Source organism: Actinophytocola xanthii (assembly GCF_001921205.1).
In the GTDB taxonomy this organism is placed as follows: domain Bacteria; phylum Actinomycetota; class Actinomycetes; order Mycobacteriales; family Pseudonocardiaceae; genus Actinophytocola; species Actinophytocola xanthii.
On sequence record NZ_MSIE01000034.1, the window covers coordinates 54,461 to 67,880 of the forward strand.

13 protein-coding genes are annotated in these 13,420 nt (G+C 72.2%); 6 read left to right on the forward strand and 7 right to left on the reverse strand.

Translation table 11 applies throughout. The features are described from left to right. Nucleotides 1-12: 12 nt before the first annotated feature. Nucleotides 13-1,032 (reverse strand): non-homologous end-joining DNA ligase, encoded by a 1,020-nt coding sequence (ligD, locus tag BU204_RS18905; protein ID WP_075127024.1) that lies wholly within the window; start codon nt 1,030-1,032, stop codon nt 13-15. After that, a complete protein-coding gene (locus BU204_RS18910) occupies nt 1,032-1,976 on the reverse strand; it encodes an ATP-dependent DNA ligase (RefSeq protein ID WP_083661428.1) in 945 nt (314 codons plus the stop codon). The genes ligD and BU204_RS18910 overlap by 1 nt, the downstream gene beginning before the upstream one ends. An 83-nt stretch (nt 1,977-2,059) precedes the next feature. Between BU204_RS18910 and BU204_RS18915 the strand changes: the two genes are divergently transcribed. Further along, complete coding sequence (locus tag BU204_RS18915) at nt 2,060-2,713, forward strand: enoyl-CoA hydratase-related protein (protein ID WP_075127025.1); 654 nt, start codon at nt 2,060-2,062, stop codon at nt 2,711-2,713. 72 nt (nt 2,714-2,785) lie between these two features. On the opposite strand, the gene BU204_RS18920 is transcribed toward BU204_RS18915, so the two are convergent. The 5 genes from BU204_RS18920 to BU204_RS18940 all read right to left on the reverse strand — a co-directional run bounded on the left by BU204_RS18920 (nt 2,786) and on the right by BU204_RS18940 (nt 8,397). Next, nucleotides 2,786-3,919 (reverse strand): hypothetical protein, encoded by a 1,134-nt coding sequence (locus BU204_RS18920; RefSeq protein ID WP_075127096.1) that lies wholly within the window; start codon nt 3,917-3,919, stop codon nt 2,786-2,788. Between the two features lie 42 nt (nt 3,920-3,961). After that, nucleotides 3,962-5,137, reverse strand: coding sequence for a zinc-dependent alcohol dehydrogenase (locus BU204_RS18925; protein ID WP_075127026.1), 1,176 nt, complete (start codon nt 5,135-5,137; stop codon nt 3,962-3,964). Next, entirely contained in the window at nt 5,134-5,676 is a 543-nt protein-coding gene (locus BU204_RS18930) for an SRPBCC family protein (protein WP_075127027.1), read from the reverse strand. Before BU204_RS18930 ends, BU204_RS18925 begins: the two co-directional genes overlap by 4 nt. A gap of 603 nt (nt 5,677-6,279) precedes the next feature. Continuing rightward, nucleotides 6,280-6,888, reverse strand: coding sequence for a hypothetical protein (locus BU204_RS18935; protein ID WP_075127028.1), 609 nt, complete (start codon nt 6,886-6,888; stop codon nt 6,280-6,282). 9 nt (nt 6,889-6,897) lie between these two features. Next, a complete protein-coding gene (locus BU204_RS18940; protein WP_075127029.1) occupies nt 6,898-8,397 on the reverse strand; it encodes a matrixin family metalloprotease in 1,500 nt (499 codons plus the stop codon). 117 nt (nt 8,398-8,514) lie between these two features. On the opposite strand from BU204_RS18940, the gene BU204_RS18945 reads away from it, so the two are divergent. From BU204_RS18945 to BU204_RS18965, 5 genes are all read left to right on the forward strand, one after another. Next, nucleotides 8,515-9,417, forward strand: a complete 903-nt coding sequence (locus tag BU204_RS18945) for a zinc-binding dehydrogenase (protein ID WP_083661429.1) — start codon at nt 8,515-8,517, stop codon at nt 9,415-9,417. 56 nt (nt 9,418-9,473) lie between these two features. Then, nucleotides 9,474-9,986, forward strand: a complete 513-nt coding sequence (locus BU204_RS18950; RefSeq protein ID WP_075127030.1) for a DinB family protein — start codon at nt 9,474-9,476, stop codon at nt 9,984-9,986. 112 nt (nt 9,987-10,098) lie between these two features. Continuing rightward, nucleotides 10,099-11,346, forward strand: coding sequence for a PP2C family protein-serine/threonine phosphatase (locus BU204_RS18955; protein WP_233160407.1), 1,248 nt, complete (start codon nt 10,099-10,101; stop codon nt 11,344-11,346). Beyond that, nucleotides 11,343-12,977: a sensor histidine kinase gene (locus BU204_RS18960; RefSeq protein WP_075127031.1), complete on the forward strand. Its 1,635-nt coding sequence runs from the start codon at nt 11,343-11,345 to the stop codon at nt 12,975-12,977. The genes BU204_RS18955 and BU204_RS18960 overlap by 4 nt, the downstream gene beginning before the upstream one ends. Beyond that, a complete protein-coding gene (locus BU204_RS18965) occupies nt 12,970-13,413 on the forward strand; it encodes a response regulator (protein ID WP_075127032.1) in 444 nt (147 codons plus the stop codon). The genes BU204_RS18960 and BU204_RS18965 overlap by 8 nt, the downstream gene beginning before the upstream one ends. The last annotated feature ends 7 nt before the right edge of the window (nt 13,414-13,420 follow it).

Genomic DNA, 13,420 nt, shown 5'->3' on the forward strand with positions numbered 1-13,420 from the left:
CGCCCTCGCGCGTCAGGACTGCTTCCTGGCCCGGCTCGGCGCGACCCGGGGCGGCTCGCCGGGCATCTTCGGGTACACCGGCGGCCACGGCGCGTCCGGCAACCCGGCGGCCCGGTCCCGCTCGTGCAGCACCAGCAACGGCTCGAGGTCCTGGGCGGCCATGGCCGCCCACGGGTCTCCCCGTTCGGCCAGCCGCGCCGGCACGCTCGCCAGGGTGAGCTCCCGCGGCTCGATCCGGGCGAGCTCGTCCCATCCGAACGGGGTGGACACCTGGCCGTGCGGGTTCGCCCGCACGGACCAGGCGCCGAACACCGTCTTGTGCGGGGCGTTCTGGTTGAAGTCGACGAACACGCGGGCGCCGCGCTCCTCCTTCCACCAGGCGGCGGTGAGCAGGTCCGGCCGGCGGCGTTCGAGCTCGCGGGCCAGCGCGACGGCCGCGGCGCGCACGGCGTAGCCGTCCCACCGCGGAGCCAGCCGCACGTAGACGTGGATCCCGCGGTTGCCCGTGGTCTTGGGGAAGCCCGCCATGCCGAGCTCGTCGAGCAGCGCCCTCGTCTCCGCGGCACCCTCCTGGATCATCGCGAAGGTGACCCCCGGCCCGGGGTCGAGGTCGACGCGGAGCTCGTCGGCGTGCTCGGGGTCGGCGGCGGTGGTGGGCCAGACGTGGAAGCCGAGGCAGCCCATGTTCACCGCCCAGAGCACGTGCGCGAGGTCGGCGGCCACCAGCGCGTCGGCGGTGGTGCCGTTCGGCGTGGCCACCCTGCTGGTGGTCAGCCAGGGATCGGCCTTGGTCGCCGCGACCCGCTTCTGGAAGAACGACGAGCCGCCCACCCCGTTGGGGAAGCGCTCCAGCAGCACCGGCCGGCCGCCCATGGCGGCCATCAGCGGCTCGGCGACCGCGAGGTAGTACCGGGCGAGGTCGAGCTTGGTCTCCCCTCGCTCGGGGAAGAACACCTTGCCCGGGTTGGTGATCCGCACCGCCCGTCCCGCCACCTCGATCACCTCGACGGAGCCGTCACCGCGCACAGCCATCACCCCTCGGTCTCGGGTGACGGTACCGCCACGTCGGCCGGGTTGAGGTCGGGACGGAGGCGGTGGACGCGGGGACGCAGCCGCGCGCTGAAGCTCAGCACGGTCGCCTCCGCCTCGACCTCGACGACCAGGGCGGCGCGCACCGGCTGGTACTCGGTGCCCGGCTGGCCGAGGACGGCGTTCGGCAGCCGGCGGCGCGGCTCGTCGGTCGGCGTGACCAGCGCCGCCGCGGCGTCGCGGACGGCCGGCGGCAGGGGGAGGGACAGCCCGATCTGCTGGAGCTCGCCGGTGGCGTCCGGGCGGGCGAGCACGAACGCCTCCGGCCGGGACACCGCGCCGGACACCCCGACGACGACCGCGTCCACGACGATCTTCTGCCGGACCTTGAGCCAGTCGCCGGTGCGGCCGGTGCGGTAGGGCCTGGTGACGTCCTTGGCCACCAGGCCCTCGATGCCCACGTCGGCGAGCTCCGGGCGCATCCAGCCCAGGGCGAGAGCTCGGTCGGTGGTGGCGGGGCCCAGCTGGAGCGGTGGCCGCACACCGGCCAGCCGGTGCTCGAGGTGCGCCCGGCGGACCGAGTAGGGCTGGGGGCGCAGGTCGACGCCGTCCTCGGCGAGCAGGTCGAAGGCGATGTAGTAGACGGCGATACCCGCCTCGGCCCGGCCGCGGGGCATCGAGGTGAGCGACCCGAAGTCGAGCCGGCCCTCGCGCAGGGCCACCAGCTCGCCGTCGAGCACGAGGTCACCGAGACCGCGGACGGCCGAGACCACCTCGGGGAACCGCGCGGCGAGGTCGTTGTCCCGACGGGACTGGACAACCCCGGGGGCGGTGAACACCGCCGCACGCCACCCGTCGAACTTCGGTTCGTAGCTCCAGCGCGGGTCGGGCCCGGGGACGTCACGCTCGTCCCTGGCCAGCGCCATCCCGATCGGCGGCCCCACCACACAGGGGACGATAAGCTCCGACTAGGTTACCGGCCAGTATCTTGACCGCTCGTACCTGCCCCGCCACCCAGGAGAGTGTTCCGATGCCGACGCTGACCCGCGATGCCGACGTGTTCGTCCTGGACCTGGGCGACGGGGAGAACCGCTTCCACCCGGACTGGCTGACCGAGGTGGAGGAGGCGCTGGCCACGGTCGAGCAGACCACGCCGCGGGCCCTGGTCACCACGGCGACCGGGAAGATCTACTCCAACGGGCTGGACCTGGAATGGCTCGGCCGCAACGGCGACCAGCTGACCAGCTACGTCGGCCGGGTGCAGGAGCTGCTGGCCAGGGTCCTCGAGTTCCCGGCACCCACGGTCGCGGCGATCCAGGGCCACGCGTTCGCCGCCGGCGCCATGCTGGCGCTCGCCCACGACTTCCGCGTCATGCGCGCCGACCGCGGCTACTTCTGCCTGCCCGAGGTGGACATCGACATCCCGTTCACGCCGGGCATGTCCGCGCTCATCCAGGCCAAGCTGACCCCGGCCGCCGCCGTCGAGGCGATGACCACCGGCCGCCGGTTCGGCGGCACCGACGCCACTGCCGCCGGCCTGGTCGACGCCGCCGTCCCCGAGACCGAGGTCCTGGCGACGGCCGTCGAGCGGGTCCGCCCGCTGGCCGCCAAGAACCCCCGCACGCTCGCCGCGATCAAGGCCGGCATGTTCCCGGAGGTGCTCCGCGCCCTGCGGGAGGCGTAGACGCCGCCCAACCTCGCCAGGGCGGCCGCGGCGGTGGGCGGTAGGAATCCATCGTGGCCCGGTGAACGACCATCAGCTGTCGTGGTTCCTGTCCGCGGACCTCCGTTGTTCCCGCCGGCGCTGGTTTCGTTCCTGGCGCTCCCGCTCGCGGCGGCCGTAGGTCGCGTTGCGGACGGTCTCCTCGTCCTCCAGGCTCGACCCGAGCGCACCGGCGACGATGCCGACCGAGCTGCACAGCCAGACCAGGTTCAGGTACGAGCCCACACCGACCGGATGACCCAGCGTCTGTGCGAAATAGCCGCTGTCGACCAGGACGGCCGCCGCGAGCAGCGCGAGCACGAACAGGATCGCGTACATGCACGCGACCCCGATCGCCAGTGTGGTTGCCGTGGAGACGTTGTACAGCAGCGCCTTGCGTCGCTCGCCCGCCTCGGAAGGCCTGTCCCAGAGGTGGTTGTACACGGTCAACCACACCGTCATGACCAGGATGGTGACCACCGTGATCGCGGCCAGCCGCAGCGGGGGCAGCGCGTCCGCGAGGTTCCAGAACGAACTGGTGATGATGCCGTAGGCGGCGGTTCCGGCCGCGGCCGCCGTGGCGCCCGCGAGGTGGGGGACGAGCCGCCACGGACGGTTGTCCCGCACCATTCCGGCCAGCAGCCGCAGGCGGCCGCGCAGCCCGACCAGGGCGACGTGCGTCGCGGCCGAGTCGCGGTCGTCGGGCAGCCGCTGTGTGGGGGCCAGCGCCTCACGCAACCATGCCGCCGCCCCCTCTCCGTCGTGATCACCGTCGATCCCGAGCCGGCGCGACACCAGTTGCCGCATCACGCGCACCAGCAACGCCCGCGTTCGGCGCCGTACCAGGACGGCACCGAGCGCGGGCAGCGAGATCATCGCGACACCGTTGTCGACGTCGACGCTGGTGGCGACGGGGTTCGTTCCCGCGCGCCTGGGCAGGTCGGTGACCAGGACCAGCAGGTCCCAGCCCCGGTCCTGCCGGTGTTGCTGCGACAGCATGCGCATCGGGATGTCGCCGTCCTCGTCCAGCGGCAGCTGGTTCACCTCGTGCTCCACCCGCCACTGCGTCTGCCCGCTCACCTGGGAGGTGAACGTGCCGGGTAGCTCGGCGGCGATCGTCTTGATCACCTGCTCCGGCAGCCCTTCGTCGGCCACCAACCCGACGGCCATCTCGCGTGGTGCGTTCATGTGGTTCACCTCGCTCGTCGGCGTCCGCCGGTCGGCTGCCCGTCAGGGTTTGAGGACGACTTTCTCGCAGTTCTCCTGCTTGTTCTTGAAGATCTCGTAGCCGTGTGGCGCCTCGTCGAGCGGCAGGGTGTGGGTGATGATCCGGGTCGGATCGATCTCTCCGCGCTCGATGCGCTCCAGCAGCGGTTTCATGTAGCGCTGGACGTGGCACTGCCCGGTCCGCAGGGTCAGGGACCGGTTCATCCAGGCGCCGGCGGGGAACTTGTCCAGCAGACCGCCGTACACGCCGACCACCGAGACCACGCCGCCGCTGCGGCACGACATGATCGCCTGGCGCAGGGCGTGCGGGCGTTCGGTCTCCGACCGCACGGCCTGCTTGATCCGGTCGTACGCGGCGACGTGCGCGCTGCCGTGGGTGGCTTCCAGGCCGACCGCGTCGATGCACTTGTCCGGTCCGCGTCCGCCGGTGAGTTCCAGCAGCCGCGACCGCACGTCGACCTCGTCGAAGTTCACCGGGATGTGGCCGGCCTGTTCGGCCATCTGCAGCCGGTAGGGCTCCTTGTCGATCGCGATGACCCGCGCGGCGCCGAGCACCCGGGCGCTGTCCATGGCGAACTGGCCGACCGGGCCGGCTCCCCAGACGGCCACCACGTCGCTGGGCTGGATGTCGCACATCTCGGCACCCATGTAGCCGGTGGGCAGGATGTCGGACAGGAACAGCACCTGCTCGTCGGTCAGGTCGGACTCGATCTTCAACGGGCCGACGTCGGCGAACGGCACCCGCGCGTACTGCGCCTGACCGCCCGCGAAGCCGCCGGTCAGGTGGGAGTAGCCGAAGATCCCGGCGAGCGGGTGGCCGAACATCTTCTCCGCGATCCCGGCGTTGGGGTTGGAGTTCTCACAGCAGGAGTACAGCTCGGCGGAACAGGCGGCGCACGCGCCGCAGCTGATCGGGAACGGCACGACGACGCGGTCCCCGACGTGCAGCCAGTCCGGGGCGACGTCCGGGCCGACCTCGACCACCTCGCCCATGAACTCGTGGCCCAGGACGTCGCCGTCCTGCATGGTGGGCACGTAACCGTCGACCAGGTGCAGGTCCGAGCCGCAGATCGCGGTGGAGGTGATCCGGACGATGACGTCGCGCCCGTTCAGGATCTTCGGATCCGGGACGTCGCGGACCTCGACCTTGTTGCGGCCCGCCCAGGTGTTCGCCCTCATGCGTCCGCTCCCTTCTCGAGCTCGACGTCCGACAGCGGCTGCGCGGGGCGCTGCGGGAACTCCTTGCGCGCCCGCTTGCCCCACGGGGCACCGTCGGACCGGACCACCTCGCCGGTCTCCAGCACCTGCTTGAGCCGGCGCAGATCGTCGTCGAGCTGCTGGTGCGGTTCCTCGCCGAAGTACTTGGCGACGGCCTTGCCGACCGCACCGCCCGGGATGTCGTACACCAGGACGACGTGCACCTCGGTGCTCACACCGTCCGGGGCCGGCACGAACCGGACCGCACCGGCGTTCGGCACGGCCGCCTCCCCGGTCGACCGCCACTCGATCCGCTCGCCGGGCGTCTCGTGGATGATCTCCGCGTCCCACTCGACGTCCGTGCCGAACGGGGCGCTGGCCGACCAGTGGCTCGTTTTCTCGCCGGTGGCGCGGACCTGCTCGAGGTGCGCCATGAACGTCGGAAGGTTCTCCAGGACGCGCCAGAACGCGTACACCTCCGGCGCGGGTCTGCGAATCGTCGTCGTTGCTGTCAGGTCCATGATTCTCCTTTGCGTACGTCCGCGCCGCTGGCACGGATTCGAGGTATTTCGCTCGGGTGGCCCACACGGCGGTCACCAGGTGCAGCACCGTGATCCCGACGATCGCGCCGGTGAGTGCGACGAGCCGCCGTCGGCGCCGCCCGCCGCGGTCGGCGACGGCCACCCCCCAGCGCCGTCAGGTCCATCGCATCGGCCGCAACCCTGGTCCCCAGGTGCCCTTCCGCCGGCTCGTCAGGAGCCCGGCCCCGGGTACCGGCTCCCGTGCTCCGACGACCGGCACCACCGCCGCGACCTCGCCGAGTCGTCCACGCCGCTGAGGCGGCGCACCGTGCCCGGTGCCGCCGGCTGTGCCACGTCCGGACCGAAGCTCCGGCAAGCCGGCCACCGGCCCTGCGGCCGCACCTCCTCCTGCCTCGCTCGCGCTGCGGTACCAGGTGCAAGTCCCCGACTACCCGTTCACCATCCAGCTAACCCCCGCGCGAAGATGCCACCCGATCGTGGCCGCGGCCGGAGACGCCGGTTACGCGAAAGCGGTGTGTGAACGGCTCCAGAAGTCGAGAGCCGACCGCATCCCGGTACCGGCGGGATGACCACGCTGTGGCCTCAGCGCTCGCGGTCGAGCGTCTCCGGGGCTCCGGGCTGCCCGCCGCCCTCGACGCCGAGCGGCATCTCGGTGACCGGCGGCGGCCGGCGGTCGGCCTCCCCCGAGCCCGCGCTCGCCGCCGCCTCGGCCGCCGCGGCGCGGGCCGCCGTCACCCTGCCGACCAGGCCACGCAGGTCGTCCAGGCGGATGCGCTGGCCCTCGATGCGCAGGCGTTCGCTGGCGAGTGTCGCCGGAGCCTCGGGGCCGAGCAGGATCGTGCCGTCGTCCTCCAGGGGGTAGGCGCTGCCGAAGTAGGGCACGTAGGCCTCCTGGCCCGACCGCGCGCCGAGCACCAGCGCGAGCGAGACGCCCTCCCGCAGCGGTGCCGCCTGCGGGGTGGCGTACCGGCCCGCCTCTCCCCCGGTCACCTCGACCAGGATCGTCCCGGGCACCCCCGACCCCTTGAGCACGTCGGTCACCATTACCTCGTAGGTGGTACGCACGAAGGCCTCGCCGTCGTAGTGCTCGACGGTCGTCGCGACCGGGCGGCCGACCGTTCCGGTCACCACCAGCGGCGCGGCCGCGACCCGCATCTCCAGGGTCGGCACTTCCTTGTAGTACGTGGTCATCCCGGCCTCCTACTCCTGGCCGTACCACAGCGCGACCTCACCGTACTCCGGGGAGGCGGCCAGGGCCGGTGCCGTGTGCGTGCTCTGCCCCGGCCGGACCAGCGGGGACCAGTCGCCGCCCGCCGCCGGCCGGTGCGCGATGTTCAGCGAGGTGGCGAAGTTCTGTTCACGCCAGGCCATGACGAACCGGTCGGTCGAGGACTCGTAGGCCAGTGCCGGCTGGACGCGGGTGCGTTCGCCGAGCCGCAGCACGTCGCGCACCCGGACCTCGGTGCCCTCCACGGCGCAGGCGAACGTCCGGATCGTGTTGATGTCGGCGTGGTTCGCGTCGTGGTCCGGCGCCCAGGCGAGCGCGATCTCGATCCGGTTGTCCGGCGTCGCGGCGACCGCGACCCCGGACAGCGCGCGGAACCTGGAATCCAGCACCGTCGGGGCGCTCCAGGTCCACCCGTCGTCGGTGGAGACGCTGGTGAGCACCAGACCGGTCGCGTCCTGGTTAGCGCGGTCGAAGTTGGCCCACACCAACACCCACACCGACCGGCCGTCGACACGGGTCCAGCACAGCGCGGGAGTACCCGCGGTGCGCGCACCGGGCGGGGTGCCCACCCAGTACCAGCCGCGTGCCTGGCTGCGCGAGGCGACCAGCCGCAGCGTCCCCTCGTCGTCGCCGGACACCCAGGCCCACAGTGTGGTCCGGTCGTCGTCGGCCGCGTACGCCGGGCCGTGGACCGACCGCTCGCCGCCGTAGTAGACCCAGCCGCGGAAGACGAACCGGTCGCCGTCGGTGCGGATCCAGGTCGGCACGCCGTCGGTGTGGCTCCAGCCCACCGCGTACAGGCCGGATCGGGGCAGCGCGACCACGCCGGGGCCGACGTTGGTCCGCGTGTGCACGTGGCCGTGCGCGGTCAGCTCGTTGGGCACCTCGCCCCAGGAGCTGCCGCCGTCCCCGGACCGCAGCTGCCGCAGTCGGTTGCGGGTGAACGCGGGATACACCGCGCGCACCCGGTTGACGTCGTCGGCGAACGGGCCGAACCGGCAGCTGTGGTAGCCGTAGGCGGGAAACATCGTCGCGTCGGGGTCGCTGCCGTGGTCGAGCCCGAGGCAGTGACCGAGCTCGTGGGTGAGCACGCCCTGCATCTCGATCTCGCCGCTGACCGCGTTGCGGGGCACGAAGTTCCACGGCGTGCCGTCGCCGTTGCGGCGGTGGAACACGATGATGAGCCGGTTGTACTGGCCGAAGGTGGACGCCAGTCGCGACTCGTTGGGATGGTGCAGGCGGTTCATCGAGATCACCAGCTCGCCGTCGGCGGACTCGGTGTTGGTGGTGTAGCCGAAGAACTGGAACCGCAGGTCCACCCCGGCCAGGTGCTGCCAGCGCGTGTAGGCGTTCACCACCGCCTCGGTGAACGGGCCCTGCCAGTCGTTCGGGATCCCCTCCGCGACGAACGAGCTCCAGTTGACGAGGATCCGCGGCCGCGTTCCCGCCGGGTACCACTGCTGGTCTGCCATCGAGAACCCCCTTGCGCGAGAACGGGTGCACCCCACAGAACCACCCCACCGACCGCCTTCGTCACCCCCTGGCGCACACCGTGAGAGGATCGTTTCCGGTCTGTTCAAGGGGGTTTTATGTTCGCGCTGGTCGTGGACCCGCGCGCGGAGGAGGCCGTCCGCCTCGCGGAGGTGGACGAACCCGTGGCCGCGCCGGGGGAGCTGGTCGTCGCGGTGCGGCACGCGTCGCTCAACCACGGGGATCTCAACGACGCGCGGTCCGGCCGCGTACCGCCGGGAGCGGTGCTGGGCTCCGACGTCGCGGGCGTGGTCGTGACGCCGGGAGAGTCCGGGCTGGAGCCCGGCACGCGGGTTGTCGCGCTGGCCGCCGGCGCGTTCGCCGAGCGGGTCGCCGTCGGCGCGAACATGGTGGCCGAGGTGCCGCCGTCGGTCGACCTGGCCCAGGCCGCTGCCCTCCCCGTGGCGGGCGTCGCGGCGTTGCGGGCGCTACGGCTGGGTGGCTCGCTGCTCGGCCGCCGGGTCCTGGTCACCGGCGCGTCCGGCGGAGTCGGCCGCTTCGCTGTCCGGCTCGCCTCGGTCGGTGGTGCGTACGTGGTCGCCTCGGTCGGCTCCCCGGCCCGCGCCGAGGGACTGGACATGGTCGGGGCGGACGAGGTCCTGGTCGGGCCGGACGGACCCGAGGAGCGGGTGGACCTGGTCCTGGACAACGTCGGCGGGCCGTGGCTGGTGGCCGGGTGGCAGGCGCTCGCACCCGGCGGCACCCTGGTGAGCATCGGCTGCGCCTCCGGGGAGGCGGCGGTCCTGCCCCCCTACTCGACGGTCGGGCCGCACCGGTCGCTGGTCTCGTTCATCAACTCCGGCCCCGTCGCCGGGGACCTGCGCGACCTCGTGCGCATGGTCGGCTCCGGTGCCCTGCCCGTGGAGATCGGCTGGCGCGGCGCGCTGGAGCGGTTCGGAGAGGCCGCACGGGCGTTGCGCGGTCGTCGGGTCGCCGGCAAGGCCGTACTCGACGTCGTCTGAGCGTCGGGCGAAATGGGGTGCGGCCGGACCCGGCGGCCCCGTAGCGTCCCCCGGCCATGACACCTCCCCGAGTACGTCCGGACTTCACCGCCGACGAGCGCAGCCAGCTGGTGGGCTGGTTCGACCTGCAACGCGCGATCATCCACTGGAAGTGCGAGGGCGTCAGCGAGGCCGACGCGCACCGCGCGGTGCTGCCGAAGTCGCCGCTGATGACCCTCGCCGGCCTGGTCTCGCACCTGCGCTGGACCGAGCACTGCTGGTTCGAGGTCCTGTTCGGCAACACCGGCGCCGAGACCAACCCGCAGTTCTCCGAAACCGAGGACGCCGACTGGGCGGTCGGGGACGTCGCCCTGGCCACCCTGCTCGAGGACTACCAGCGCCAGTGCGACCGCTCGAACCAGATCCTCGCCGAGCACTCGCTCGACGAGCGCGGGCAGAACCCCGACTACGGCGCGGGCAGCGCGTCGCTGCGCTGGATGGTCCTGCACATGATCGAGGAGACCGCCCGGCACGCCGGCCACGCGGACGCCGTCCGCGAGCTCCTCGACGGCGGCACGGGCTACTACTGACCGGGCCGACTCGTCCACCCGAAGGGGTGTTTTCGCAGCTCAAATGGGCTAGCGCCACCGCCCGACACGGCCATGGCGCAGTGACTAGGATGAGCGAACCCGTATCGACCAGATGGAGGTCGGCACCCGGGAGATGAGGGAACGGCAGGTGCCGATGGTGACCGGGGACGTCGCGTGGGACGGGACGCAGGCCGCGGAGAGAACCGGTCAGACCCGGGTGTTGCTGATCGAGGACGACGACGGGGACGCGCTCCTGGTCGAGGAGCTGCTGCTGGACGGTGGCGCGGCCGTCGAGCTGCGGCGGGCCCGCTCGATGGCCGAGGCCAAGGAGGAGCTGGCCGGCGCCGCCTGCGTACTGCTCGACCTCGGCCTGCCGGACACCCACGAGCTCAACGGGCTGCGCTGGTTGCAGCGGAACGTCCCCCGGATCGCCGTTGTCGTGCTCACCGGCCTCGCCGACGAGCACCTCGGCGAGGAGGCGGTCCGCGTCGGCGCCCAGGACTACCTGGTCAAGGGACAGGTGGACGGGCAGGGCCTGGCCAGGGTGATCCGCTACGCGGTCGAACGCGAGCGGTCCGAGGAGCTCCAGCGCCAGCTGCGCGAGGCGCAGATCTACGCCGAGGAGAACGGCCGACTGGAGCGTGGACTGCTGCCCTCGCCGCTGGTCTCCGACGGCGGGCTGGACGTGGCGGCCCGCTACTCCCCCGGCGGGCAGCGGCTGCTGCTCGGCGGTGACTTCTACGACGTGGTCGAGACCGCGGACGGATGGGTGCACGCGGTGGTCGGCGACGTGTGCGGGCACGGCCCGGACGAGGCCGCGCTCGGCGTGTCGATGCGGGTCGCCTGGCGCACGATGGTGCTCGCCGACCGGCCGGCGACCGAGGTGCTGACCGTCGTCGACCAGGTCTTCCGGCACGAGCGGTTCAAGCGGCACCTGTTCACCACCCTCTGCATGATCTCCATCGACCCGTCCCGCACCGCCGGGCGGCTGTTCCTCGTCGGGCACCCGCCGCCGCTGCTGCTCACGCCGGAGGGTGTGCGGGAGCTCAGCGCCCCGGTGCGCAGTCCGGTCGGGGTCGGCGACCGGGACCGGTGGCCGAGCGTCGAGATCGAGCTCGGCGACCGGTGGTCGCTGCTGATGTACACCGACGGGCTGATCGACGGGCGGATGGGCGCCGAGCGCCGCCGCCTGGACGTCGAGGGGCTGGCCGGGCTGGTCGAGACGGCGCACGGCCGGGGCCAGGTGGGCGAACCGCTGCTGGACGACGTGGTCAGCCGGGTCCGCGAGCTCAACGGCGGCGACCTGGACGACGACATGGCGGTCGTGGCGCTGCGCTGGCCCGCCGGGGAGTCGGCGTGAGGACTGCCGCCCGCTGGCCGCTGCGCCGGATCATCACCGTCAGCGTGGCCGCCGTCGCGCTGTTCTCCGTGGCCGCGATCCTGGTCGGCGGGATCGCGCTGACCACGCTCGCCGAGTCCCGGGAGCGGGTGGTGCGGCGGATCGACCCGGCACTGCTGCAGTCGCTGCGGCTCGAGGCGGCGCTGGTCGACCAGGAGACCGGGGTGCGCGGGTACGCCCTGGGCGCCCACGAGAGCCTGCTGCGGCCGTTCATCGGCGGACAGCAGTCGCAGCGGGACGCCGTGGGGCAGCTCGAGGGCCTGGTCACCGACCTGCCAGCGGCCGAGACGGCACTCGGCCAGGTCACCGAGCGGGCCGCCCGGTGGCGCTCGGAGTACGCCGACCCCACCGTCGAGGAGGTCGACACCACCGGGCGACCGGTGGCCTCGGACACCAACCAGGGCCAGGTCATCTTCGACACCGTGCGGGCCGCGCTCAACCGGCTGCAGGACAGCCTCATCCGGGAACGGGAGGTGGCCGCCGACGCCCTGGAGTCCTCCGCCGCGACCCTGAACGTCGTCTGCATCCTGATCGCGGTCGGCTTCGTGCTGATCGTCGTCACGCTCGGCATCACGCTGCGGTACGCGGCGCTTCGCCCGGTGTCCCGGCTGGCCGAGGAGGTCCGCGTGGTCGCCGGCGGCGACATTCACCACGTGGTCGAGCAGAGCGGCCCCAAGGAGGTCCGCGAGCTGGGCGCGGACGTCAACCGGATGCGCGAGCGGATCGTCCAGGAGCTGGCGGCGTTGCAGGACGCGCACGCCGTGCTGGACGCCCGTACCCAGGACCTGGAGCGGTCGAACCAGGAGCTCGAGCAGTTCGCCTACGTGGCCTCCCACGACCTGCAGGAGCCGCTGCGCAAGGTGGCGAGCTTCTGCCAGCTGCTCGAACGGCGCTACGCCGGCAAGCTCGACGAGCGGGCCGACCAGTACATCGGCTTCGCCGTGGACGGCGCCAAGCGGATGCAGATCCTGATCAACGACCTGCTCGCGTTCAGCCGGGTCGGCCGAATGGTGCGGGAACCGGTGGTCGTGTCGTGCAACGCGGTCGTCGACCAGGCCATCGCCAACGTGGCCACGGCCATCGAGCAGAGCGAGGCCACCATCGAGGCCGGCGAGCTGCCCGAGGTCAGGGCCGAGGTGCCGCTGCTCACGACGGTCTTCCAGAACCTGATCAGCAACGCGCTCAAGTTCCGCGGCGAGGACCCGCCGCACGTCACGGTGAGCGCCAACCGCGAGGGCGAGTTCTGGGAGTTCGCCGTCGCGGACAACGGGATCGGCATCGACGCCGAGTACGCCGAGCGCATCTTCGTCATCTTCCAGCGCCTGCACAACAAGGCCGACTACCCCGGTACGGGCATCGGACTGGCGATGTGCCGCAAGATTGTCGAGTATCACGGGGGCACGATCTGGCTCGACACCAGCGTGCGGAAGGGCTCGCGGTTCTGCTTCACCCTTCCGGCACTGCCCGATCCCGAGCCGGTGCCCGACGAGTCGCCTGACGAGTCGGCCGACGAGGAGGTGAGCGCTGGCGAGGGCGCCAGGGCCGCCGAGAACACCAAGCCGCCCAAGGAAGAGGACACCACCGATGGCTGAGCCCACACCGCTCGACGTGATCGACGTGCTGCTCGTCGAGGACGACGACGGCGACGTGCTGATGACGAAAGAGGCCTTCGAGCACCACAAGATCCGCAACCACTTGCACGTGGTGAACGACGGTGAGCAGGCTCTGCAGTTCCTGCGGCGCGAGGGCGAGTACGCCGACGCACCGCGCCCGGGCCTGATCCTGCTCGACCTCAACCTGCCCCGCCGGGACGGCCGGGAGGTGCTCGCCGAGCTGAAGGACGACGCGGAGCTGCGGCTGATCCCGGTCGTGGTGCTGACCACCTCCGAGGCGGAGGAGGACATCGTGCGCAGCTACTCGCTGCACGCCAACGCCTACGTCAGCAAGCCGGTGGACTTCGAGCGGTTCATCGAGGTCATTCGCCAGATCGACGACTTCTTCGTCACGGTGGTCAAGCTTCCCGGCTGAACGGCGG

Coding starts and splice junctions, on each gene's coding strand:
- ligD (WP_075127024.1), bottom strand. CDS start 1,032: ATGGCTGTGCGCGGTGACGGCTCCGTCGAGGTGATCGAGGTGGCGGGA.
- BU204_RS18915 (WP_075127025.1), top strand. CDS start 2,060: ATGCCGACGCTGACCCGCGATGCCGACGTGTTCGTCCTGGACCTGGGC.
- BU204_RS18920 (WP_075127096.1), bottom strand. CDS start 3,919: ATGAACGCACCACGCGAGATGGCCGTCGGGTTGGTGGCCGACGAAGGG.
- BU204_RS18925 (WP_075127026.1), bottom strand. CDS start 5,137: ATGAGGGCGAACACCTGGGCGGGCCGCAACAAGGTCGAGGTCCGCGAC.
- BU204_RS18930 (WP_075127027.1), bottom strand. CDS start 5,676: ATGGACCTGACAGCAACGACGACGATTCGCAGACCCGCGCCGGAGGTG.
- BU204_RS18935 (WP_075127028.1), bottom strand. CDS start 6,888: ATGACCACGTACTACAAGGAAGTGCCGACCCTGGAGATGCGGGTCGCG.
- BU204_RS18940 (WP_075127029.1), bottom strand. CDS start 8,397: ATGGCAGACCAGCAGTGGTACCCGGCGGGAACGCGGCCGCGGATCCTC.
- BU204_RS18945 (WP_083661429.1), top strand. CDS start 8,515: ATGTTCGCGCTGGTCGTGGACCCGCGCGCGGAGGAGGCCGTCCGCCTC.
- BU204_RS18950 (WP_075127030.1), top strand. CDS start 9,474: ATGACACCTCCCCGAGTACGTCCGGACTTCACCGCCGACGAGCGCAGC.
- BU204_RS18955 (WP_233160407.1), top strand. CDS start 10,099: ATGGAGGTCGGCACCCGGGAGATGAGGGAACGGCAGGTGCCGATGGTG.
- BU204_RS18965 (WP_075127032.1), top strand. CDS start 12,970: ATGGCTGAGCCCACACCGCTCGACGTGATCGACGTGCTGCTCGTCGAG.